Origin of the sequence: Streptomyces sp. NBC_00385, assembly GCF_035917155.1 — a bacterium.
Lineage (GTDB): Bacteria > Actinomycetota > Actinomycetes > Streptomycetales > Streptomycetaceae > Streptomyces > Streptomyces poriferorum.
Window position 1 is genome coordinate 201640 of sequence record NZ_CP107951.1, and the last position, 22904, is coordinate 224543.

The 22904-nt window shown below is 70.2% G+C and carries 20 protein-coding genes and 1 riboswitch; of the genes, 11 read left to right on the forward strand and 9 right to left on the reverse strand.

Annotation, left to right across the window (positions count from 1 at the left end):
• Positions 1-6: 6 nt before the first annotated feature.
• Positions 7-1155 (forward strand): acyl-CoA dehydrogenase family protein, encoded by a 1149-nt coding sequence (locus OG959_RS00905; RefSeq protein ID WP_326656030.1) that lies wholly within the window; start codon positions 7-9, stop codon positions 1153-1155.
• A 3-nt stretch (positions 1156-1158) separates the two neighbouring features.
• Positions 1159-1935 carry an SDR family NAD(P)-dependent oxidoreductase gene (locus OG959_RS00910; protein WP_326656031.1) on the forward strand — a complete coding sequence of 259 codons (777 nt, stop codon included), beginning with the start codon at positions 1159-1161 and terminating at the stop codon, positions 1933-1935.
• On the opposite strand, the gene OG959_RS00915 is transcribed toward OG959_RS00910, so the two are convergent.
• Both OG959_RS00915 and OG959_RS00920 read right to left on the reverse strand, forming a co-directional pair.
• Entirely contained in the window at positions 1892-3181 is a 1290-nt protein-coding gene (locus OG959_RS00915; protein ID WP_326656032.1) for an amidohydrolase family protein, read from the reverse strand. The two genes, OG959_RS00910 and OG959_RS00915, sit on opposite strands and share 44 nt — an antisense overlap.
• Positions 3175-4131 carry a CoA transferase gene (locus OG959_RS00920; protein WP_326656033.1) on the reverse strand — a complete coding sequence of 319 codons (957 nt, stop codon included), beginning with the start codon at positions 4129-4131 and terminating at the stop codon, positions 3175-3177. The genes OG959_RS00915 and OG959_RS00920 overlap by 7 nt, the downstream gene beginning before the upstream one ends.
• 111 nt (positions 4132-4242) lie before the next feature.
• On the opposite strand from OG959_RS00920, the gene OG959_RS00925 reads away from it, so the two are divergent.
• Positions 4243-5283, forward strand: coding sequence for an enoyl-CoA hydratase/isomerase family protein (locus OG959_RS00925; protein WP_326656034.1), 1041 nt, complete (start codon positions 4243-4245; stop codon positions 5281-5283).
• Here the strand turns inward: OG959_RS00925 and OG959_RS00930 are convergent.
• Positions 5214-6092 carry an SGNH/GDSL hydrolase family protein gene (locus OG959_RS00930; protein ID WP_326656035.1) on the reverse strand — a complete coding sequence of 293 codons (879 nt, stop codon included), beginning with the start codon at positions 6090-6092 and terminating at the stop codon, positions 5214-5216. The two genes, OG959_RS00925 and OG959_RS00930, sit on opposite strands and share 70 nt — an antisense overlap.
• 557 nt (positions 6093-6649) lie before the next feature.
• Here OG959_RS00930 and OG959_RS00935 point away from each other — a divergent pair.
• Positions 6650-6964: a TetR family transcriptional regulator C-terminal domain-containing protein gene (locus OG959_RS00935; protein WP_326656036.1), complete on the forward strand. Its 315-nt coding sequence runs from the start codon at positions 6650-6652 to the stop codon at positions 6962-6964.
• 228 nt (positions 6965-7192) lie between these two features.
• Here OG959_RS00935 and OG959_RS00940 read toward each other — a convergent pair whose 3' ends face one another.
• Together OG959_RS00940 and OG959_RS00945 are read right to left on the reverse strand one after the other, a co-directional pair.
• Entirely contained in the window at positions 7193-7501 is a 309-nt protein-coding gene (locus OG959_RS00940; protein ID WP_326656037.1) for an ATP-binding cassette domain-containing protein, read from the reverse strand.
• A 511-nt stretch (positions 7502-8012) separates the two neighbouring features.
• Positions 8013-8978 carry a pirin family protein gene (locus OG959_RS00945; protein WP_326656038.1) on the reverse strand — a complete coding sequence of 322 codons (966 nt, stop codon included), beginning with the start codon at positions 8976-8978 and terminating at the stop codon, positions 8013-8015.
• 142 nt (positions 8979-9120) lie between these two features.
• Between OG959_RS00945 and OG959_RS00950 the strand changes: the two genes are divergently transcribed.
• Both OG959_RS00950 and OG959_RS00955 read left to right on the forward strand, forming a co-directional pair.
• Positions 9121-9477 (forward strand): tetratricopeptide repeat protein, encoded by a 357-nt coding sequence (locus OG959_RS00950; protein WP_326656039.1) that lies wholly within the window; start codon positions 9121-9123, stop codon positions 9475-9477.
• Positions 9478-9549: 72 nt separating this feature from the next.
• On the forward strand, positions 9550-10059 hold the full coding sequence (locus OG959_RS00955) for a GNAT family N-acetyltransferase (RefSeq protein WP_326656040.1): 510 nt from the start codon (positions 9550-9552) through the stop codon (positions 10057-10059).
• A 68-nt stretch (positions 10060-10127) separates the two neighbouring features.
• Here OG959_RS00955 and OG959_RS00960 read toward each other — a convergent pair whose 3' ends face one another.
• Together OG959_RS00960 and OG959_RS00965 are read right to left on the reverse strand one after the other, a co-directional pair.
• Complete coding sequence (locus tag OG959_RS00960; protein ID WP_326656041.1) at positions 10128-10907, reverse strand: CbtA family protein; 780 nt, start codon at positions 10905-10907, stop codon at positions 10128-10130.
• Positions 10908-10936: 29 nt separating this feature from the next.
• Complete coding sequence (locus OG959_RS00965) at positions 10937-11152, reverse strand: CbtB domain-containing protein (RefSeq protein ID WP_326656042.1); 216 nt, start codon at positions 11150-11152, stop codon at positions 10937-10939.
• A gap of 45 nt (positions 11153-11197) precedes the next feature.
• A riboswitch (adenosylcobalamin (AdoCbl) riboswitch) is annotated at positions 11198-11291 on the reverse strand.
• A gap of 124 nt (positions 11292-11415) precedes the next feature.
• On the opposite strand from OG959_RS00965, the gene OG959_RS00970 reads away from it, so the two are divergent.
• Positions 11416-12012, forward strand: a complete 597-nt coding sequence (locus OG959_RS00970) for a histidine phosphatase family protein (protein ID WP_326656043.1) — start codon at positions 11416-11418, stop codon at positions 12010-12012.
• A 95-nt stretch (positions 12013-12107) separates the two neighbouring features.
• On the opposite strand, the gene OG959_RS00975 is transcribed toward OG959_RS00970, so the two are convergent.
• Positions 12108-13961 (reverse strand): glycoside hydrolase family 15 protein, encoded by a 1854-nt coding sequence (locus OG959_RS00975; RefSeq protein WP_326656044.1) that lies wholly within the window; start codon positions 13959-13961, stop codon positions 12108-12110.
• Between the two features lie 125 nt (positions 13962-14086).
• Here OG959_RS00975 and OG959_RS00980 point away from each other — a divergent pair, with 125 nt between their 5' ends.
• The 4 genes from OG959_RS00980 (at position 14087) to OG959_RS00995 (ending at position 21494) form a co-directional block, all read left to right on the forward strand.
• A complete protein-coding gene (locus OG959_RS00980) occupies positions 14087-14689 on the forward strand; it encodes a TetR/AcrR family transcriptional regulator (protein ID WP_326656045.1) in 603 nt (200 codons plus the stop codon).
• Positions 14690-14875: 186 nt separating this feature from the next.
• Positions 14876-16453, forward strand: a complete 1578-nt coding sequence (locus tag OG959_RS00985; protein WP_326656046.1) for a long-chain-fatty-acid--CoA ligase — start codon at positions 14876-14878, stop codon at positions 16451-16453.
• A 176-nt stretch (positions 16454-16629) separates the two neighbouring features.
• Positions 16630-20364, forward strand: coding sequence for a S8 family peptidase (locus tag OG959_RS00990; protein WP_326656047.1), 3735 nt, complete (start codon positions 16630-16632; stop codon positions 20362-20364).
• Positions 20365-20501: 137 nt separating this feature from the next.
• The gene (locus OG959_RS00995; RefSeq protein ID WP_326656048.1) at positions 20502-21494 is read left to right on the forward strand and encodes a TrmB family transcriptional regulator; all 993 of its coding nucleotides are present in this window, start codon (positions 20502-20504) and stop codon (positions 21492-21494) included.
• Between the two features lie 55 nt (positions 21495-21549).
• Here the strand turns inward: OG959_RS00995 and OG959_RS01000 are convergent, their stop codons facing one another.
• Complete coding sequence (locus tag OG959_RS01000) at positions 21550-22842, reverse strand: DUF2254 domain-containing protein (RefSeq protein ID WP_326656049.1); 1293 nt, start codon at positions 22840-22842, stop codon at positions 21550-21552.
• Positions 22843-22904 lie beyond the last annotated feature (62 nt).

A 22904-nucleotide genomic window follows, 5' to 3' on the forward strand; every position in this document is an offset into this window, starting at 1 on the left:
GCTGACATGCGCCGGGATGTTTTCACCGCTGACCACGAGGCGTTCCGGGAGCTGGTCCGGGAGGTCGTGGCGAAGGAAGTGGTCCCGCACTACGCCGACTGGGAGAAGGCCGGTCGACTGCCCCGCCCGTTCTTCGAACGGCTCGGCACGCTGGGCCTGTTGGGCATGGCGATACCCGAGGAGTACGGCGGCGGCGGGCAGCCCGACTACCGCTACAACGTCGTGCTTCAGGAGGAGGCGGCCCGGGCCCTGGTCACCCTCGGCACGGTCCGTACCCAACTGGACGTCGTCCTGCCCTATTTCCTCACCTATGCGAGCCCGGAGCAACGAGAACGCTGGCTGCCCGGTCTGGCGGCCGGCACGTTGCTGAGCGCGGTCGCGATGACCGAGCCGGGCACCGGATCCGACCTCGCGGGGATCCGCACCACCGCGGTGCGCGACGGTGACGTCTACGTCCTCAACGGCGCCAAGACGTTCATCACCGGCGGGCTGCTCGCCGACCTGGTGATCGTGGTGGCACGCACCGCGACCGTCACCGGCGACCGCCGTGCGGGACTGACCCTCCTGGTGGTCGAGGACGGCATGCCGGGCTTCACACGGGGCCGGGTACTGGACAAGATGGGCATCAAGGTCCAGGACACCGTCGAGCTGGCCTTCGACGATGTGCGTGTGCCGGTCACCAACCGGCTCGGGGCGGACGGCCTCGCTTTCGAGTACCTGGGCCACAACCTGCCGCAGGAACGGATGACGGTCGCCGTCGGCTCCGTGGCGCAGGCCCGCGCGGCGCTCGACGCGGCCCTCGCGTACGTCAGGGAACGGAAGGTCTTCGGTTCGCCGGTCGCCTCGTTCCAGAACACGAAGTTCGAACTCGCCGCTGTGGCGGCGGAGATCGAGGCCGCGCAGGCCGTCCTGGACCGGGCGGTACTCGAACTGGTCGATGGCCGGCTCGCCGGGGCCGACGCGGCCAAGGTCAAGCTGTTCTGCACCGAGATGCAAGCCCGAGCCGTCGACCGTTGCCTTCAACTCTTCGGCGGTTACGGCTATATGCAGGACTACCCCATCGCCCGGCTCTACGCGGACGCACGCGTCACCCGCATCTACGCCGGTACGAGTGAGGTCATGAAGGTCATCATCGCCAAGTCGCTGGGGTTGTGAAGCATGAACGAGAAGGACTTCGCGGATCGTCCGGGCCTGGCGTTTATAGCAGGCGGGACCGGTGCGATCGGCGCCGAGATCGTACGAACCCTCGCGCGGCGGGGCAGCGATGTGGTGTTCACCTTCCGGTCCGCGGAAGCGACGGCACTGAAACTCGTCGCGGAATCGAAGGCTCTCGGCCGGGAGGCTGTGCCGTGGCCCCTGGACCTGACGGACGAGGGCGCGACGGCCAGGGCGGTGAAGGAGTCAGCGAGAGCCGGTGGCGGACTCCACACCCTGGTCTACGCGGCCGGGCCGCACGTGCCGATGACGCACCTGAGCAAGGTCACTCCCAGCCGCTACCGGCAGCAGTTGGAGGCCGACGCGGTGGCGTTCTTCAACCTCGTCCATCCCGCACTGCCCCTGCTGAGGGAGAACCGGGGCAGCATCGTCGCGGTGACCACGGTCGCCACCCGCCGCTACCCCGTGCGTGACGGACTGTCGTCCGGGGTCAAGGGTGCGGTCGAGGCGGTGGCCCGCGCCCTGGCGGCCGAGGAGGGGCGGTACGGCGTGCGCGTGAACTGTGTCGCCCCCGGCATGCTCACGGACGGCATCGCCGCCCGGCTCATCGACTCCAGCGAGCTCGACGAGGAGGCCCTCAACGTCGCCCGGCGCAACATCCCCCTGCGTCGGTTCGGGCGGGCGGCGGACATCGCGGAAGCGGTCGCTTTCCTCGCCTCGGAGCGTGCTGGATTCATCACGGGCCAGGCGCTCGGGGTGGACGGCGGGTACAGCGTGTGAGCCGCCGCCCACCGACATAGGCGTCGCGTACGACGTCAGCGGACAGCACGTCGAGTGCCTCCCGCAGGGGCACGTGGAGCAGACACAGGTCGGCGGCCTCACCGACGGCCAGGCGGCGCATCCGGGCAGGCTGCTCGGATGCGCCCAGGAACAGTCCCAGTGCCCCCCGTGCGGTGATGCCCTCCCCGTCGTTCCTGGCGACGACGGCCCGCATCACCGCCCAGGGGTCGTCGGTGCCGTACGGGGCGTCAGTACCAGCGGCGAGCGGGATGCCCGCGTCGGCCAGGCTGCGACAGCGGTAGAGGTGCGGCTGGTCGTCGGCGCGGACGTCCACGGCGTACTCCGCTCCCCGCTCGACGGGGAAGTGCGGCTGCGTCACGACGGTCACTCCGAGCCGCCGGATCCAGGGGATGGTCTCTGCCGGAATCACTGATCCGTGCTCGATACGGTCGCCCTCGACACCACCGGTCTCCTCCAGCGCGAGCAGCGTCACCATCAACTGCACGCGAGTGACGCAGTGGATCGCGACGGGCCGGGGCCGGACCGCGGCGACCGCGGCGGCCAGACCGGCAGGGCTCGGCAGTGTCGTGTCGTCGAGCACCAGCTTCACCGGAGGGTCGACGCCCATGACGAGGAGCCGCTGCGGCAGCACCGACAGTGTCTGCCCGAGGCCGTGCGCCGGGTTCGGGTCGGCGTTGGTGAACCCGGTGACGCCCCTGCGTGCCGCGCGTCGGCCCACCCGCTCGAGATCCAGCCGCACGAGCGGTACGACCCCGCGCAGCCGCTCGTCCTCCCGCCACAGCCGCCCGTCGCCGTCCAGCCCGGCGGCGCGCAGCGCCGCGCTGTTGAGGAACCACATCACGCCACTGCGGTGCTGCACCCGAACCGGCCGGTCCGGCACGATCGCGTCCAGCACCCGGTGGTCCAGGTCCCCGGCGACACTCTCGTGATAACCGACGGCCCGCACCCACTCCCCCGGCGCCCCGCGCCGCAGCGCCGAGGCGAATCCGCCGGGCCCACCCACGTCCACGGGCCCGACCCGGACCGACGACGCCTCGGCGGCCAGAGCGGTCAGATGAACGTGGTGGTCGTGCAGCCCCGGCAGCAGCGCACCGCCGCCCGCGTCCACCTCGGCCTCCCCGGCGGACCGGAGCACCCCGGCCCCGATACGGGCGATCCGCCCGTCACCGCCGACGCGCACGTCCACCCGGCCGTAACCCTCGACTTCCGCGTCCCGGATCAGCACACCGGGCCCCGGGACTCGGCAAGCGCGGCAGCGCAGGCGGCCATGGACACGCACAACAGCTCCCCTCCGCCGGCGGCGAGGCAGCGGGCGACAGCCCCGGCGGCGTACATGCCGGTGACGGGATCGGCGAGCGCGTCACCGAGGAACAGCGGGTCGCCCCGCTCGTCCAGCCCAATGAGGCCGCCGGCGACCGCCGCGTCGTCGCCGAAGGCGACCCGCCCGTCACCGCGGCCGTATCCGGTGATGCTCACCCAGACCCTTCCGGGACGCGCCGCCAGAAACTCTTCCGCACGCAGTCCGAACCGCCGCAACGCCCTCGGCCGTGACGCCTCGATGACGATGTCGGCGTCGGACACGGCAGCGGCCAGGGCGCCGGGCGAGAAGTCCAGCACCGTACTCCCGTGCCCTTCGTGCAACCACCGGTAGAACTCCGGCGGACCGAACCGCGCCCCGTCCGGCCTCCCGGCGCTTTCCACCTTGGTGACACGGGCCCCGGCCGTGCCCAGCAGTCGAGCACACAGCGGGCCCGCCCACAGCGCCGAGAAGTCGACGACGCGCAGACCCGCCAGGTCCGTCGGCCGTCGCTCTCCGTGCCGCTCAGCGTGTACGGGGGCACGCACGCCGCGCGCGGAGCCCGGGGCCGCCGCCGCCACGCTCAACAGCTGCGCCTGTTGCACGAGTTGTTCAGAACCGGTTCGCCGAGCGGCGGTGCGAAGGTCCGTGCCCGGCATACCGAGCAGGGCGAGCAGGGCGGGCAGGGCGGCATGGTCGTCCGTGCGGGCCAGGTTGACCGCGGCCCAGCCGTCAGCGGTTTCGAGAAGGGTGCAGGAGCCTCCCGCAGACGTCCGGCCGGGACACGGGAGGCCGGCCAGACACGCACGCAGGAACAGGATCTCGGCCAGGTCGACCGGAACGCCGGTACGGCCGGTGAAGTCCTGCGCCACGGCCACGAGAGGGCCAAGACAAGGGTCTACGGCTGCCATCCAACGATCGAGAGTGGCATTCCTCATCAGGTAAACACCCTTCTCACATTCGACAGTGCGAGATTACACTCCGGTTCCATGGAGCTGCCCGCACTACTGGTCGACCTCGACCGGACAGAACCGCCGGCGCCCTCACCGGATGTGGTGGCGATCGGCGTGGCAGCCCGACCGGGCGTGGTGACCGGCGACTTCGACGTCCTGCTCACACGGGCCCCCGGAGCACACCGCCCCTGGGTGTCATGCGCCGACCCCCACGCCACCGCCGAACAGCTCCGGAAGGTCGTCGCAGCTCAACCCGCCGCCGCCATCACCCTCGTACAAGTACTCCGCATGGGTTCAGTGCTCCTGCCACGGCAGCGGCTGATCGTCGAATCCCTCGCTTACTCCGCCCTCCAGGGCGGTTCCGGCTTCCGCGCCTGGTTGTCGGCCGCCCGCCCCAGGACGCACCGTCCCGCCGCGGAACCGGTACGGACACGGCGCGACGGCGACCGCCTCGCCGTGACCCTGGATCGCCCCTGGGCGCGCAACGCCTTCGACGCGGCCACCCGTGATGCCTTGTGTGAGGCACTGGAGGTCGCCGTCGCCGACCCATCGATCGCTCGCGTCGACCTGTACGGCCGTGGGCCCGCGTTCTGCGGCGGAGGGGACCTCGCCGAGTTCGGCAGCTCCCGGGATCCCGCCGAGGCGCACCGGGTACGCGTGCACCGCAGTCCGGCAGCACTGCTTCAGCGGTGCGGCGCCAAGGTGACCGCGCACCTCCACGGCGCGTGCGTGGGCGCGGGCATCGAACTGCCGGCCTTCGCCGGCAGGGTGACGAGCGCTCCGGACACGGTGATACGGCTGCCCGAGGTCAGCATGGGTCTGATACCGGGCGCCGGAGGCACGGCGAGCCTCCCGGCCCGCATCGGCCGGGAGCGGACCGCCTACCTCGCGCTCTCAGGAGCTGCGCTCAGCGCAGCGGAGGCTCTGTGCTGGGGGCTGGTCGACGGCATCGCCGCCGATTGGGACGCCGCGGCAGAGCCGGAGCCGCCCCTGGTGCCCCGCCGGCATCATCCTCGCGGGTTGACAGCGCTCAGCACCGCGTCTGCCATCCCGCGCTCCCCTCGCTCATTGGGGTGAACCGGGGCAGCGAGAGAGGCGGGAACGAGTGGTTCGATCCAGCGGGTACTGCGTGGCGAGCAGGCATCACGGCCGATGGACGATGTGTAGGTGTCGACGTAGGTGCCACCGGCCACATGTGCCTGATCGCGCAGCATGCTGTTGAGCTGGTGCTGTACGCGGTGGAGGAACGCCACGTCGCCCGGCGCCAGGCTCATCTCCCGAAGACAACCGGTTCCGGAGGGCGGGACGACCGCCGGGTAGCCGACGACGTATACCCGTGCGAGCGGAGCGCGGCGCTTCACTTCGGCCAAGACGTCCGCCAGTCGCTTTGCTGTTTCTTGCAGTTGCTGATCGACCTTATCGACACCACCACGTACGTATTGCCCCTCGCAAGGAGCATCGCCGGGTATGTACTTGCCACTGCCGGTAGCTCGATAGAAGATTCCCGCTTTGACACAGCTCGTTATCACATCGGAGAAACCGGCATCGTTTCCGCCGATGCCCAGCGTGACCAGGCGCGTACTTTTCGAAAGCGCCGCCAGCTGCTCGCGATTGGTTCCTTTGCTCGTTGCCTGCGGCGCGGACAGGTTGGCGATGGTCGCACCGCTGCAGCTCACGTCACGGAAATCTGCGGCCTTGACCCCCAGCGTGCGGGCGATGAGCGTCGGATAGTTGTGGTCGGAGCGTGCGCATCCGACGGGCGTGGCGCTCTGGCCGGGAATTCTCGGACCGGATGTGTACGAGTCACCCATGGCGACGTAGGGGCCTTCGGTCACATCGGCCGAAGCCCTCCGGCCGGAGGAGTCGTCGTGCGTGAGCGTGATCACGGTGCAGAGGACACCGCAGGCCAGCAGCCCAGCAAGGCCGGCTCGTTTCCATCTCATGGAGGTCTTCCTGTTCTGTCGGCCCACGCGCAGGAGACCGGCGCGGGGCGGAGGAGTACGACGCATCCCGCACACGGCACGCGAGACACGGGCTCCACGACCGAACTCCACGGTGAAAGAGGTGCGGCTACCGGTTCTTCGCGGAATGCCCGACCAGCATGCCCGGGCAGGGAACGTCTCGTCGTCGTGCGCTTGCCGCAACACGGCGTAGTGAAATCGCACCGACCAGAACGCTCCGCATCATCCTTCGGCACGAGACCGCCACATGAGATCACGAAGGGCGACTGCGGGCGGTGGTGGCACGAGGCCTCGGCATCAGCCTCCTGCGGTGCAAGGTGGCGCGGTCGGAAGCGGACGGACTGCTCGTTCGGGACCGTGCCCAGCGCCGCCCCGAAAGCGGTCTTCAGCTTGCCGCCGGGGTCGGGGAAGTGTCCGAGGGCGGTACGCGGCGAGGCGTCCATGCTCCTCCTGGCCACGTGTGCGAAGGGGGTCGCGGGGAGATGCTCGGCGAAGGCCCGTGTCAGGGCCTTCCAGACGGCCGGGTCCGCGGCCAGGATCCGATAGGGCATGTCCAGGCTGCACGACACTACGCCGAGCGCTACCGCAACCTCCGCCAATTCTACGAGGCGGTGTTCAGCGCTCTCGCGGAGCGCGGGGAACTCACCTCTCCGATCGAACCCGCAGCGCTGGCCACGATGACCATCGCTCTCATCAACGGCCTCCAGCAGCAGTGGCTGTTCGACCGGGACTCGGTGAACGTAGAAGGCGCGATCCGCACGTTCCTGCTTTCGATCATCCCGGGACTCGCCGCCTGAGCACGACCGCACGGTCCATCCGCCCTCACGCTCAATGTCAGCGCTGGAGCCTCAGGCGCCGGCACTCTTCCCACCGCTCCCGCCGCCGGAGTGCGTCGGCGACCGGTGCAGTGGGCAGGAGCCGTTGCGTGTAGGGGTAGTCGGGGCTCGCGGTGACGGTGCCGGCGGACCCGGTCTCCACTATGTGCCCTTGGCCGACCACGCCCACGCGGTGGCCCGCTTGCCGGGTCACGGCGAGGTCGCGGGAGACGAAGAGGTATGCGATGCGACCCGGGTATGCCGTTGCGTGTCCACGAAGAGGTCGAGCACACGGGCCAACGCGGACAGATCATGTGCCGAGACGGGTTCTTCGCAGACGATCAGCCTGGGCGCCGAGGCAAACGCGCGGGCGATCGCCACGCGTTGGCGCTGCCCGCCGCTGAACTCGCGCGGTAGCCGCTCGGAGGCGTCGGCCGGCAGCCCTGCCCGGTCCAGCCGCTCGCTCGCCCTGGACCGGGCATCGCTGGAGGTGGCGAGCTTCGCCGAAGAGATCGCCACCGTGCAGGACGACTCGCTCGCCTGCAGGATCTCGTAGTGGTGGGCTGATTCAGCGGGTTCGGGGGCAACCGAGCGCCGTCATTTCTGGTCAGTGCGGAACGGGTCGCTCTTCGTCGGGCCGACCGCCCCTATTCCCGCGGCACGTCGCAGCGTGCGGCGCACATACGAGTTGAGCCTGCCGGCCGTGGCCGGCTCTTCCTGCTGCGACAGCTCGTGGGTGGCTCGACCGGACCACAACGTCACGACTCATCGACCTTCACGCGTAGTCGCTCCAGCCCCCCGGCCGGCCCAAGCAGCAGCCACAACACCTGACGCGCTCTCAATAGTCAGCATTGAGTCAGCAGCCGCCCCGGCACACGAGGTCGGACGGGGGCACAGACGGGAACGCCGGTCCAGCGGAAAGCCTGCCCCTGAGGCACTCTCAGCCGCTTCCAGACCTCCCCCTCCCAGAGGGCGACGCAGGCACGGTCGGGCACGCCTCGAAACCCGTGAATCTGCAAGAACCCGCAGCTCAGCGCACACGCCCCCGTGGCTTCAAGGGCACAGGGGGCAACGCCGGAGCCGGGAGCGGCGCACCGTCGTAGCCGCGTACGGCGCCGAACCGATCACCGCTCATCCAGTCCTCCCGGGCCTGCGTGATCTCGTCCTGGGTTCTGCCCACGAAGTTCCACCACATGACGATCTCCTCCTCGAAGGGCTCGCCACCCAGGAGCATCAGCCCCGCGTCCGACGTGGCACGCAGAGGGAGCTCGGAACGGCCGCAGCCGAGGTAGAGCATCGAGCCGGGCAGGACAGGCACGCCGTCGACCTCCGCCTCGCCGGACATCGACAGCACGGCGTACTCGAAGTCGGGGTCCAGCGGGAGGCGGGCCTCGGCTCCGCTGCTCAGGGCGAGGTCGGCGCCGACGATCGGGGTGTACGCGGTGCCGGGCGAGGTGGCGTCGTCGAGGGTGCCGAGGATCACCGTGGCCGTGAGGCCGGGGGCGGTCACGGTCGGCAGGTCCTTGTGGTGCTGGAAGTGCGGCTCGACGGTGCGGTGGGCATCGGGCAGGGCGACCCAGAGCTGGGCGCCGTGCAGCAGAGCGGCGTGCGGCCGGGGGCTCTCCTCCGAGTGGCTGATCGCACGGCCCGATGTCATCAGGCCGAGCTCGCGCGGGCGGATCGTCTCCAGACTGCCCAGGCTGTCGCGGTGCAGGACCTCGCCCTCGTGCAGCCAGCTGACCGTCTGCAGGCCCATGTGGGGGTGCGGCGGCACCTGCATCCCGGGTTCGTCCGCGATGTCGTCGGGGCCGTAGTGGTCGACGAAGGCCCAGGCTCCGACCATGCGGCGGCCCAGATTGGGCAGCAGTCTGCGGACCTCGGTGGACTCGCCGAGCCGGACATGGCGCGGGGTGAGAAGTTCACGTACGGGTTCGGCGACGACGAAACCCCGCCCTCCGCAGACGGAGAGTGCGGCCTGGCGATCGAGATTGCTCATGGCGGTCAACCTATTCCCGTGCGGCTCCGGGCGGGTGGCACCCACGCCGAATATTTAGTGGAATGTTAAACCACCCGTCGGTGTTGTGGCGGGTGGATACGTACGGGAGCGGCCCGGCGGCACCGTCGACCGAGGAGGTCACATGAGCGACACCTACTACGAGTTCGGGACCGCCGCCGAGCGCTGGGACCGCGCGCAGCTGTTCTTCGGGTCGAAGGAGTACGCGACGGCGGCCAGGATCCTTGGCGGACTCGTCGAGGAGGTGCCGGACCAGGTCGCGCCCCGGCTGCTGCTGGCCCGGGCCTACTACCACTCGGCACGGCTCGTCCGGGCCGAGACGGAGCTGCGCGCGGTACTGGAACTCGACCCGGTGGAGCAGTACGCACGGCTCATGCTCGGCCGCACGCTGGAGCGCCAGGGCCGGCAGTCCGAGGCGGACACCCAGCTGCGGATGGCCGCCGCCCTGTCCGGGGACTTCACCCCGGCCGGTGGTGCCTGACCGCCGCACACACCGGGCCGCACCCGGATATCCGGGTGCGGCCCGGCAGGGCCGCGTGATACCTCACAGGGCATGACTCCACTCGGCACACCACGGCTGATCCTGTCCCCGATGACCCTCGCCGAGGCCGAGCAGGTGGCGGCGGGCAGGCCGGCCGAGGGTGCACGCTGGGCTCCTGACTTTCCCCTGCCGGGTGAGATGCGGGCGGCCCAGCGGTTCCTGGAGACCTGTGCCGGCACCGGCGACCCGACTCCCTACGGTTCGTACCACGTGAGGCGCCGCGACGACGGGCTGCTGATCGGCGGAGCCGGGTTCCACGGGGCGCCCGACGAGAACGGGCACGTCACGGTCGGCTACGGACTCGTGCCTTCGGCGCGCGGCATGGGGTACGCCTCCGAGGCGCTCCGTGCGCTTCTTCGGTTCACCCGTGACCAGGGCATCGCGTGCGTGCACGGGGACGCGGACCTCGACAACATCGCCTCCCAGCACGTCATGGCCGCGGCGGGCATGCGCCTCGTGAAGGAGGACGCGCTGCTGAAGTACTACCGGATCGACTGGGACGGTTCCACCGGGCAGGCGTGAGCCGGCTTCCGCACGCGGCAGGGCCCGCCCGGGGATGACGGTCTCCCCGGGCGGGCCCTGACGGAACTTCAGCCCGCCACCGTGGCCGGCCGCTTCGTCCTGCCGTCGGTGGCCGTCGCCGCGTCCGGCCCCGGCACCAGGAGCCGTTCGGTGAGATAGCCGAAGACCAGCCCGAAGGTCGTCCAGAGAGTGACCTGCACCGCGAGCGTGGCCAGCCTGAACTCCCAGAGAAGCGACGCCGGGAAGTCCTTCCCGACCTCGTTGAAGGAGGGCAGGAAGGCATAGGCCAGGCCGATGACCAGCACATAGCCGGCAGCTGCGGCGATGGTGGCGTTCCAGTTGCCCAGGCGCGGAGCCAGCCGCCTGCCGAGGATCACCGCGGCTACCGCCAGCAGCACGCTGAGCGCGACCATCAGGAAGAACAGCGTGGTGCGTTTGCCGATGGTGTCGGGGTTGCCGACGGCCGGCGGATTCGCCGGGTATTTCAGGAACGGGACGATGTACACGGTCAGGAGGGCGGCTCCCGCGATCAGCGCGGCGGTCGCCCTGGGGCCGAATCGGCCCAACCGGCCGAGCGCGTAACAGAAGACGAGTGCGGCGATGCCGCCGACGGCGACGCCGAAGACGAGTACACCGGTGGCGAGGCCGCCGGTGGCCTGCATGCCCCGGCTGACCAGTTCCTCGCCGCCGCCGTGGTCGTGGCTGTGGCTGTGCGCCTCTTCGAGGGCGATGGCCGCGTCGACGCGTGACTCGCCGAGGAAGTACGCCACCGCAAGCGCGAGCGCACCCGCGACGAGGCCGGCCAGCATGCCGCGAACGAGCAGAGCTCTGACAGATATGGAGTTCATGAGGGATTCCCCTGGATCAGCCGGATGGATCAGTGGCAGGGGAAACCGAGGAGATGACGGCCGTCGTGGACCCACTCGTGCACGCCTTCGCCCGAGATGAGCGCGGTGGCACCCTGCTCGGCGCCGACGAAGTACAGCAGGATCAGCATGAGGACGCCGAAGAAGACCGCCCAAGGGGCAATGGCCTTCAGTGAGATGGGGGTGATGGCGGGTGTGACCGTGGCGGGGGCAGCAGTCTGTGCCATGGCAGAACCTCCTGGGGGAACACGCGTCCCGATCGTGGTGCCTGAGACGAGGGTGCTGGGTCTGACTTCCCGTACGGGTACGGGTTCACAGTGGCGCGACCGTGCCGGATTCTCACCGGACTTCCGTCACACCCTCGTCGTGTCGTCGCGACCATACCGCCTGGGCGTGACGGCCGCCATGGTGCCCGTGGGTGGGCCGGAGAGCCACGGATGCCATGGTGTGCTTGGCCACGGGGCCACAGTTCAAGGAGTTGAGGACCGGTATGACGGTACGGGTGATGTTGATCTCACCGGGGCTGAACGCCGCACTGCGCGAAGCCCGGTTCGCCGGTGACGCCCCCGTCGACGGCTCCGGACTCCGGTCGGCCCGGGCTGCCGCCGCCTTCGGGTCGGTCCCGGCTGCGGACCGGTGGCTGCGGGGGCCGTCCCTCCGGTGCTCCGGCACCGCGGAGGCGCTGGGGCTGCGACCGGACACCGAACACGCCTTGCGGGACTGGGAGATGGGACGCTGGTCCGGTGCACGGCTGTCCGAGGTGAGCACGGACGAACCGGACGGGGTGGCGGCCTGGCTGGCGGATCCGTCGGCCGCTCCGCACGGGGGCGAGTCGCTGATGGAGCTCTGTGCCCGGGTGGGCGCGTGGCTCGACACGCCGCGCGGGGACGGCTCGGGCCGGGTCCTGGGGGTGGTCGAACCTGCCGTGATCCGGGCCGCCGTCGTCCACGCTCTGGCCCTCCCGCCCCAGGCGTTCTGGCGACTGGACGTGGCACCGCTGACGGTGACGGAGCTCAGCGGCAGGTCGGGACGGTGGAACCTGCGCTGCGGACGGCCGCTCGCACCGGGGGAGAGTGTCGTCCGGTGACCGCGGCCCCGGGTGCGGCGGTCACCGGACGGACCGGGGCCCCGGTCTCGGACTGAACCCGGACGACACCACGTTCAACGGTGAGCGCGGGGGCCTCACGGCGCGCCCGTGCCCCCGCGCGCCGCGTTGAGCCTCGCGTCCAGCGTGATCGCGGCGTCGATCAGTGCCAGATGCGTGAACGCCTGTGGGAAGTTGCCCAGTTGACGTCCCGTCAGGGCGATCTCCTCCGAGTACAGGCCGAGATGGTTGGCGTAGGTGAGCATCTTCTCCAGGACCAGCCGGGCCTGGTCGACGCGGCCGGCCCGCGCCAGGGCGTCGACATACATGAACGTACAGAGGGAGAAGGTTCCCTCCGAGCCGCTCAGCCCGTCGGGTGAGGCCTCGGGGTTGTAGCGGTAGACGAGGCTGTCGCTGACCAGCTCCTGCTCCATCGCGTCCAGCGTGGTCTTCCACATGGGGTCGTCCGGCGTGATGAAGCCGACCGTCGGCATGCGCAGCAGGGACGAGTCGAGGACGTCGTCGCCGTAGTGCTGGACGAAGGCCTTCTTCTTCGGGTCCCAGCCCCGGTTGAGCACCTGCTGGTAGATCGTGTCCCGCGCGTCCACCCAGCGGCCGCGGGCCGCCGGACGGCCGTCGTCGGTGGCGATGCGGACGGCGCGGTCGAAGGCGACCCAGGACATCACACGGCCGTAGGTGAAGTCCTTCCGGCCGCCCCGGGTCTCCCACAGCCCTTCACCCGGCTGGTCCCAGTGGTCGACCAGCCAGTCGAGAAGGGTGTGCAGCGCGGCCCAGCCCCGCGTGTCCAGGTGCATGCCGTGCTGATGCGCGAAGTAGATGCTGTCGAGCGCCTCACCGTAGATGTCCAGTTGCAGCTGGCTCGCCGCTCCGTTGCCGATGCGGACCGGGGAGGATCCGCCGTAGCCCTCCCAGTGGTCCAGGGTCTCCTCGACGAGGTCCGAGGAGCCGTCGACGCGGTACATGATGTTCAGCGGCCCGGTGCCGCCTTCGTGACCGGCCTCTTCCTTCACGCGGTCGTGCAGCCAGCCGATGAACGCCCTGGCTTCCTCCCTGAACCCCAGGCCCAGCAGCGCGTACACCGAGAACGACGCGTCACGGATCCAGGTGAACCGGTAGTCCCAGTTGCGTTCTCCGCCCAGTTGCTCGGGCAGGCCCGCCGTGGGGGCCGCCACCAGCGCGCCGGTGGGCGCGTACGTCATGAGTTTCAGCGTCACGGCCGAACGTTCCACCGCTTCCCGCCACCGGCCCGTGTAGGTGGACTGGCCCAGCCAGGAGCGCCAGAACTGGACGGTCTCGTCGAAGAGTTGCTCGAACTCCGCCACCGAGACCTCGTGCGGCGGCCCGTCGGGGGACGACTCCATGATCAGGCCGCGCTGCTGGCCCGCTTGCAGGGTCAGGGTGAACTGCACGTCTTTGTCGCCCGCGAGGATGTTCAGCAGCCGCTCGTCCTGGGGCTCGCGGACGGTGTGGACGGCGAGATTCATGTCCGGTGAGGCGAAAAGGGCCCCGCGCTCCGTAATGTGCAGCTCGTGCGGTGTGCGGCCGTAGTCGAAGCGGGGAGCGATCTCCCCTTCGAACGTCATGCTGCCCCGGACACAGCGCAGCATGCGGACCAGACGGTGCCGGTCCGTCGCCGCCGTCCCGGTCACCGGCATGAAGTCCACCACCTCGCCGGTGCCGGCCTCGGTCATGAATCGCGTCACGAGGACGGCCGTGTCGGGGTGGTACAGCTGCTTGCTGGTGTAGGTGTCGGCGACCGGCCGGACGGTGAAGTGACCGCCCTTGCGGTGGTCGAGCAGAGCGCCGAAGACGCTGGGTGAATCAAAGCGCGGACAGCAGAACCAGTCGATCGTCGCGTCCGTGGTCACGAGAGCCGCGGTCTGCAGATCTCCGATCAGACCGTGGTTCTCGATCAGGGGATATTCATCCACTTTGCGCCCCTTTCGGCACCGGTGGCCCATCGTATGCCGATGACGGCACCCCGTCCTGATGAGGGAGTACCGCGAGGTGACGGCCGCCGGGCCGGCCGCACCGGCCGGGGCCGTAGGCTCTGCACATGATGGAGAGGCAGGCCGGCGGGGCCGTACGGGGACCGGGGCGACCGCGCGAGGAACGGGTCACCGGAGCCGTGCTCGACGCGGTGGTGGGCCTGGTCACCGAACAGGGGATCGGGGCGGTCACGATGGACGTCGTCGCGGCCCGGGCCGGGGTGAGCAAGCCCGCCATCTACCGGCGGTGGCCCACCAAACAGGATCTGATCATCGCTGCCGCGGAGACCCGCATCGGCATCCTGTCGGTGCCCGACCTGGGCGACTTCCGCGCCGAGCTCCGCTTCGTGCTGACCACCCGGCTGGAGGCGTACCTGCTGCCGGGTTCGGACCGACTGCTCGCCGGCCTCATCGGAGCATCGGCCGATGCGGGCGCGGCGCGCAGCCAGTACGCGGAGTACACGGAGCGGATCACGAGCGAGACGAGGCGCGTCCTGGAACGCGGAATCGCCCGCGGTGACGTCGCCCCCGACACCGACGTCCGGGCCGCCGCCACCCTGGTGGCCGCCCCCCTGCTCTTCCGGCTGATCGGCGAGCTGGAGCTGCCCGACACCCGCTTCGTGGACGCGTTGGTCGATCTCGTCACCAGGGCGGTCGGCTCGGCCGGCTGACGGCTTCCGGCCGACGGCCCCGAGGCTCTTCCGGCTGCGGAATCCCCTCCCCCACGCACCTTGCCTCACCCTGCCCTAATAACAATACTCCCAGTAACGATTTCATGGCTCCTCTTTCGCGGCCATGCCCCGGCACCGTCCGCCGGCATGTCCGCGCCTCCGCACGCACCCCCCTACGGAGACCTCATGCTCAATCTCGCCACCCTGCTGGACAACAGCGCCCGCACCGTGCCCGACCGCACGGCGCTCGTGCTGGGCGTCCAGAGCACGACGTACGCGGAGCTGGACGCGGCTGCCCGGCGCGTCGCCGGTCTGCTGCGCTCACGCGGCATCGGGCCGGGCGACAAGGTCGCCCTGTCCTGTCCCAACATCGCGTGGTTCCCGGTCGTCTACTACGGGATCCTGAAAGCCGGCGCGGTGGTCGTACCGCTCAACGTGCTGCTCAAGAGCCGTGAGATCGCCTATCACCTGGCCGACTCCGGGGCCAGGGCCTACTTCTGCTTCGAGGGCGGCGCGGATCTTCCCATGGGCCGGGAGGGCTGGTCCGGTTTTCACGCGACCCCCGGCTGCGAAGAGTTCCTCCTGATGACCGCCGCCCCCACCGGGCGCTCCCCCATCGAGGGCGCCGAAACCCTGACCGCGGCGCTGGCCGGCCGGAGCGCGGACTTCGAGACGGTGGCCACGGAGCCGGGCGACACGGCGGTCATCCTGTACACCTCCGGCACCACCGGACAGCCCAAGGGCGCGGAACTCAGCCACTCCAACCTGATGCTCAACGTACTGACCTGCCACAAGCTGTTCGGCGAGGCCGGGCACGACGTACACCTGGTCGCCCTGCCGCTCTTCCACTCCTTCGGCCAGGTCGTTCAGATGAACGCCGGCATCGCCTCGCAGGCGACGCTGGTACTCCTGCCCCGCTTCGACGCCCCGTCCGCCCTGGCCCTGATGCAGCGTCACGCGGTGACGTTCTTCGGGGGTGTGCCCACGATGTACTGGGCCCTCCTCGAAGCCGAGGCACCCGACGTGGACCCCGCGCGTATCGCCGCGAACCTGCGGCTGGCCGTGTCGGGAGGTTCCGCCCTGCCGGTCGAGATCCACCGCCGGTTCAGCGAGTGCTTCGGCGTCACGGTCCTGGAGGGGTACGGCCTCTCGGAGACCAGCCCGGTGGCCACCTTCGTCCCACGCGGTGAGCAGGTGCGCCCGGGCTCGATCGGGCGCCCGGTCTGGGGCGTGGAGGTGGACCTGGTCGACAGGGACTGGGTCCCGGTACGGGGCGCCGACGCGATCGGCGAGATCGTCGTCCGTGGCCACAACGTCATGAAGGGGTACCACAACCGCCCCGAGGCGACCGCCGAGGTGATGCGCGACGGCTGGTTCCGCACCGGGGATCTGGCCCGCCGCGACGCCGACGGGTGGTTCTCCATCGTGGACCGGGCCAAGGACATGATCCTGCGCGGCGGCTTCAACGTGTATCCGAGGGAGATCGAGGAAGTGCTGCTCGCCCATCCGTCCGTGAGCATGGCGGCCGTCATCGGAGTGCCGCACGACCGCCATGGTGAGGAGGTCAAGGCGTGCGTGGTCCGCACCCCGGGAGCGACGCTCACCGAGGACGGGCTGATCGCCTGGTGCAAGCAGGAGATGGCCGGCTACAAGTACCCCCGCATCGTGGAGTTCCTCGGCACCCTGCCGACCAATGCCACCGGAAAGATCCTCAAGCGCGAGCTCAGGGACGCCGCCGGTCACACGCCCGGGTCCGGACGATGAGCCGGTCGTCCGGCAGGTTCGTGGCATGACAGCGGCATCCCGCGACCGGCGAACAGGGGTGCCGAGGGCGACTTGCCCGCATTCCAGACGTTCTCCGCCGGCAAGTCGCTGCCATGGCGAGGACTTGCCGCCATCGGCCCTTCACGTCGTGGGTTCGCCACAGATAGACCGATGCCATGTTCTCCCCCATTCAGTCCTCCGCCTTCCGGCGCAGACGCCGGCAGCTGATCTCGGCCGCCGCCGCTGTGCCGCTTCTGGCGTCGGGCCTCGTCGCTCTGCAAGCGCCCGCACAGGCCGCTCCGATCAGGCCCGCCGTTCCCGGCAAGCCCTCGGCAACCCACAAGGTCACCCTGGTCACCGGCGACGTCGTCACCGTCACCACGATGGCCGACGGCAAACAATCCGCTGACGTCGACCGGCCGGACAGCGCCGTCGGTGGCGTGAAGATCCAGGAGGTCAGGGGCGACCTGTTCGTCGTCCCGGACGAGGCGGCACCGCTGCTGGGTGCCGGCAAGCTCGACCGCCGGCTGTTCAACGTCACCGACCTGATCGAGATGGGGTACGACGACGCGAAGTCGGCAGCGGTACCGCTGATCGCGACGTACACCCCGTCGAAGTCCCGCTCGGCCGTCGAGCCGACGGCACCGCGCGGCAGCAAGCTGACCCGCAGCCTCAAGGGCATCCACGGTGCCGCGCTCAGCACCGGGAAGCGGCAGGCCCACACGTTCTGGACCGCCGTGGCGCCGCAGGGCGGCGCAAGGCTCGGAGCCGGTGTGGACAAGCTGTGGCTCGACGGCCGGGTGAAGGTCAACCTCAAGGACAGCGTGCCCCTGATCGGCGCGCCCGAGGCCTGGGCGGCCGGGTACACCGGCAAGGGGGCCAAGGTCGCGGTCCTCGACACCGGTATCGACGTCAACCACCCCGACTTCGCCGGCCTGATCGACGGCACGGTCAGCTTCGTCCCGGGTGAGACCGTCACCGACGTCAACGGCCACGGCACCCACGTGGCCGGCACGATCGTCGGCTCGGGCACCGCCTCGGGTGGCGACAACAAGGGTGTCGCCCCCGGCGCCGACCTGTTCGTCGGCAAGGTGCTCGGCGGCGCGGAGGGCTACGGCCAGGACTCCTGGGTCATGGCGTGCATGCAGTGGGCCGCCGAGTCCGGTGCCGACGTCGTCAACATGAGCCTCGGCGACTCCTATCCGACGGACGGCAGCGACCCGATGTCGCAGACGGTCGACGCGCTGTCCGCGCAGTACGGCACGCTGTTCGTCATCGCAGCGGGCAACGCGGGCCCGGAGACCGTCTCGGCCCCGGGCGCCGCCGCCTCCGCACTGACCGTGGCCGCCACGGACAAGGATGACCGGCTCGCGTCCTTCTCCAGCACCGGCCCACTGGCCTATTCCGGCGGAATGAAGCCGGACATCGCGGCGCCCGGCGTGAACATCACCGCGCCCCGCTCACAGGACATGACCGACGGCGGCGAGGGCCTCTACCGCACCCTCAGCGGCACGTCGATGGCCACCCCGCACGTCGTCGGCGCAGCGGCGATCCTGTCCCAGCAGCACCCGGACTGGAGCGGCGCACAGCTCAAGGAACACCTGATGAGCACGGCGAAGGGCCTGGACGAGGGGTACTCGCCGTACGAGGTGGGCACCGGCCGTGTCGACGTCGCCGCCGCCGTGCACACGACGGTCCGCGGCACCGGATCGCTCTTCTTCGGCAAATACACCTGGCCCCACGAGCCGGGCGACGCCGCCGTCACGAAGGACCTGACCTTCACCAACACCGGCTCCGCCGATGTCACGCTGGACCTGACGCTGACCGACGCGGGCGGCCCGTTCACCCTGGGAGCCACCGCGGTGACCGTTCCGGCGGGCGGCACCGCCGCGATCCCGGTGACCGGTGACCCGCGGACCGCCTCGGCGGGCCGCCACGTCGGCTACGTGACGGGGACCGACGCGGCCACCGGGAAGCAGCTGACCCGGACCTCCGTGGCCCTGCTCAAGGAGGAGGAGCGCTACGACCTGAACATCGAACTGGTCGGCCGCGACGGCAAGCCGGCGGGGGGCTGGGTCACGGTCAGCCTGGCCGGCGACTCCTGGCCGTGGAACGTCTACGTCGAGGGCTCGACCACGATGCGCATGGCACCCGGCCTCTACACCGTCGCGGCGTACGTCGACGTGGCCGGCGAGAAGACGGACCGCTCGGGTCTGGCCGTGCTGGTCGACCCGGAGACGGTACTCAAGGACGGCTCCGCCGACGTGGTGCTCGACGCGAGCAAGGCACACCTGCTGGAGACCGAGGCGCCCCAGCTCACCGAGGACCGCCAGCGCAAGGTCGACTTCAACGTCCACTACGCGGGCCTCGACCCGTACACGGACTTCCGCAGCGCGTACGTGGTGCCGTCGACGTACGACGACGTCTACGTCGCACCGACGGAGCCCATGAAACAGGGCGACTTCACACTGATCACCCGCTGGCGCAAGGGCGAGCCGCTGCTCGCGCTGAGCACCCCGGGCGGGCGGCTCCGCTTCGAGGCGACGGTGCAGCCGGGCAGCGCCCGGGGCACCGCCACGGACCGGCTGGACGCCGTCTACGCGGGCGACGGCTCTGCCGCCGCCTACGAGAAGGCGCGCGCCAAGGGCAAACTCGTCGTCATCGGGCGCAGCGACGAGGTCTCTCCGCAGGAGCGGACCGACGCCGCGGTCGCGGCCGGCGCGAAGGCTCTGATCGTGGTCAACGACGGGGTCGGAACCCTGATGGAGTACGTCGGCGAGTCGGCCGTCCCGGTCGCCACCGTGCATCGTGACGCGGGCAAGGCCCTCGTCGCGATGGCCAGGGCCGGCGTCCTGAAACTGACCGTGAAGCAGACGGAGTTCACACCGTTCGTCTACGACCTGACCCGGGACTACCCCGGCCATGTGCCGGACCGGGCGCTGGTCTACAAGCCGTCCAAGCATGATCTCGCCCGGATCGACGCCCGCTACTACTCGGCCACGGACGGCGGACGAGCGGAAGGCTACCGGTCCGACTTCACCCTCGACCCGTCGTTCAACCTCCCCGAGCTCGAGTGGCACCCGGGCACGCGCACCGAGTGGGTGACGCCGGGCCAGGTGTGGAGGGAGTTCCACACGCAGGGCGTCGACACGGCGCTGCCGTGGTCGATGGTGTCGGGCGACAACACGTACGCCAGGGGCAGCACCAGCCGGCTGGACTGGTTCGCTCCGGCGACCCGCCCCGGCCAGGGCGAGTCGTTCGGTGTGTACAACTCCCGTTGGCAGAACTACATGACGTGGAACGTGCAGGCCTGGGCCTCCGCGAGCGACAACATGCGGCTGGGCGGCTACCTGCCGTGGGGTGAGACGCCGTCCCACCTCCAGGTGTTCCAGGGCGACGACCTGATCCACGACAATCCGAACAGCGGCGACATGCAGTGGGTGGAGGTGCCCGCGGGCAAGCTGCCCTACCGCACCGTCCTCGATGTGGAGCGGCCCGGTGACGCCTTCCGGCTGTCGACGCGCACCCACACCGAATGGACCTTCATGTCCGGCACCGTCGAGTCCGATTTCTTCGAGCGGTTCTCGGTGCTGAACCTGGACTACGCGCTGGAGTTGGACCTGCACGGCGACGTCAGGGCCGACGCCACCCAGCGGATCACGCTCAAGCCGGTGTCGATGGACTCCGGCACCGTGCCGGGCACCGTCGGAACGGTGAAGCTGGACGTCTCGGACGACGACGGCGCCACCTGGCAGAAGGTGACCCTGGCCAAGCGCGCCGGCGGGTCCTGGACCGGGTCGTTCCGGACCACGAAGAAGCCCGGGGGCTTCGTGTCGGTCCGCGCGAGCGCCGCGACGGACAGCGGCTACAGCGTCAAGAACGAGATCATCCGGGCGTACGGCCTGCGATGACCCACCCCGCCGGGCCCCGGGGAGGCGACTCCCCGGGGCCCTTCCCGTCATACCTGCTCCCACCAGCGACTATTCAGAGTCTGCCGCCATGGCGCATACTCGCACCGCTGCGGCAAGCGGAAGAGAGTCGGTCGCCGATGCTGGATGTCCTGGGCCTGGGGCCCGATGATGAGCGTGTCTACCGTGAGCTGCTCGGCCGGCCGGACTCCACCGCGCCCCTGTTGTCGGATCTGCTCGGCGTCCCGCATGCCCACATCGGCCCGGCCCTGTGCCGTCTGGTCGAGTGGGGACTGGTGATCAGGTCGACGGACGAGCGGTTCACCGCCGCCCCACCCGCCATGGCGCTCGGCGCTCTCATCAGCCAGCGCCGGGACGGGCTGCGCATGGCCGAACAGGCCTTGGTCACGTTCGCCGAGGAACACCGGGCGGCGATGACCGGGAGCAGCATCAGCGATCTGATCGAGGTCATCACGGGCGTCGACGCGATCCGCCATCGCTTCCTGCAGGTGCAGCAGGCCGCCCGGACGCAGGTCCGCACCTTCATCACCGCGCCCTTCGTCGCTGTGCCGCCCGGCGAGAACTCCGCGGAACCCATGGCCATCAGCCGCGGCGTGCACTTCCGGGCGGTACTGGACCGGGCCGTACTGGCAGAGCCGGGGATCATCGCCGATGCGGTCGATTCGATGCGCAACGGCGTGCAACTGCGGGTCGCCGACGCGTTGCCGATGAAGCTCGTGCTGGCCGATGCCGACCTCGGCCTGGTCCCGCTCGCGGTCACGCCTGCGGGCGATCCCGGCGCCGTGCTGCTGCACCGCAGCGGCCTGCTGGATGCGCTGGACGCCCTGTTCGAAACGGTGTGGCGCGCCGCCCGCCCACTCGAACTGTCGGGCATCGGCGTGGACACCGAGCCCACCGTCGCCATCGGTGCGGAGGGTCCGACCGACCTGGACCGGAAGATCCTCGCCCTCCTGCTGGCCGGTCTGACCGACCCGACGACCGCGACTCAGCTCGGTCTGTCACCGCGCACGCTGCACCGGCGGCTGCGCCGCCTCATGGACATCGCCGGAGTCCGGACCCGGATGCAGCTCGGCGGTCACGCCGTCCGGCACGGCTGGGTCGAGGCACACTGAGGGGTCCTTCGGGCAGACGGTGTATCCGCGCTGCCGGAAGACGCCGTCCAGCCGTCTAACGGACCGGCCCGGACCGGCCGCCCACCCCCTGGCTGTCGGCCATCTGCGCGACGGAACGGCGGGCCGGATCGGGAAAGGCTCGTTCCACCGAAGCATCCAGGTGTTCCAACTGCGCCCGGACTGCCGGATGGTGGACGGGCGGAAGGCTGTCGAGCAGCCCGTCGAGCAGGGCGCGCAGCCGACGGCAGATCTGCAGGGACGTCGCGCCGTAGTCACGGATCTCCGAGACGCCGAGCTGGAGGTAGTCCTCCCACTGCCTTCCCCGCAGCACGAGTCGCGGCGTGCCGCCCTTGTCCGCCAGCACATACCGACCGGGAAGGGGCGACTGGCCGACCGCGGTGAGGAACGAATCGATGTGGTTGAGGACCTGGACGCCGGTGGTGGGGTCGTTGACTGCGGGCGAGAGGGCGCGGATGGCGATGTCGACGAGCACCCGGAGGGCGAAGGCCGGGTCCTGTTCGATCGTCCGCTCGGGGCCGAGTGCGATGAGCCCGGTCACCTGCCGGTGGTCGGGGACGGATGTGCCACCCCGGATCTCGACGAGGACGGCGCCCCGGGGAACGTAGTCACCGATCACATGGGGCACGGTGAAGACGCAGTCGTGGCGCGCGGCGACGGATGAGAGGCCGGCGGTGTGCAGGGCCTGGATGGCTCCGCCTGACGCCGCCCGGACGACGGTCGTCGGCCCGCCCGCCCCGGAGGGCCCGCCGGGGCGCGGTGCCGAGGCCCTGACCTTCCCGGCCGCCTGCTCGAACACCTCCTCGCCCATGCGGCCGACGAGGTCGGCGATGGCGACGGGCCTGAGGTTGTGTGTGAAGCGGTTGAGATAGACGAGGAGCAGCAACAGGCTGACGGCCACGGCGCCGCCGGCGAGGGTGACCCCGAGGTCGGGGACCGACCGCGTCTCGATGCTGCGCAACAGGGAGAAGGCGAACGCGAAGGTGCCGGTGAAGGTGGCCAGCACGGTCTTCTGGAGCCGGTCGCGGTACCAGAGACGCATATATCTCGGGGACAGTGTGCCGGTGGCCTGCTGAATGACGAGAACGCCGATGGTGACAACGAATCCCAGCAGCGCGATCATCGCTCCGACGATGGCGCTCAGCACGCCGCTCGCCGTGGTCGCCGAATAGCGCCAGCCGCTCGGTGGCCAGTGGGAACTGTCCGCGGAGATGGCCCATTCGGCCAGCACGACTCCCAGCACGAGACCGAACAACGGCATGATCCACAGGCTTGCCTTCACATACTGCCGCAGCCTGAACACGGCGGCCCATGACATCTTGATCCGCACGGGGCATACCTCCCACGCGACGCCGGTCGTACGGCAGCGCGATGTGTCAGATTCCGCTGGGG